Source organism: Bradyrhizobium sp. Kon58 (assembly GCF_055807455.1).
This window is the reverse complement of sequence record NZ_JBVVOT010000226.1, coordinates 1-357: the sequence shown is the minus strand read 5'-3', so window position 1 is coordinate 357 and position 357 is coordinate 1. Positions and strand designations below refer to the sequence as shown.

At 69.5% G+C, this 357-nt stretch carries 1 protein-coding gene; it reads right to left on the bottom strand.

All coding sequences use genetic code 11. From position 1 onward, the window contains the following. Positions 1-357: aconitase family protein (locus tag AC0L20_RS40230; RefSeq protein ID WP_473295706.1), on the bottom strand; the 357-nt coding region annotated here is incomplete at both ends.

Sequence of the window (357 nt, the reverse complement as noted above, 5' to 3'; positions counted from 1 at the left end):
CACGGCTTGCGCGTCAGCCCGAGCCGGTTGGCGTTGCGCGCCAGCAGGCCTGCGGCGATCACGTTGCGCGGGTTGCTGGTGTTGGTGCAACTGGTGATGGCGGCGATGATCACCGCGCCGTCGGGCATTTGCCCCGGTACGTCGTCCCACTGGCCGCTGATGCCCTTGGCCGCCAGGTCACGGGTGGCGACGCGGGCGTGCGGGTTGCTCGGGCCCGCCATGTTGCGCACCACGCTGGACAGGTCGAACCTGAGGCCGCGCTCGTATTGTGCGCCCTTAAGGTCGTCCGCCCACAGGCCGGTGTGGCGTGCGTATTGCTCCACCAGGGCGACTTGCTCCTCTTCGCGACCGGTGAGC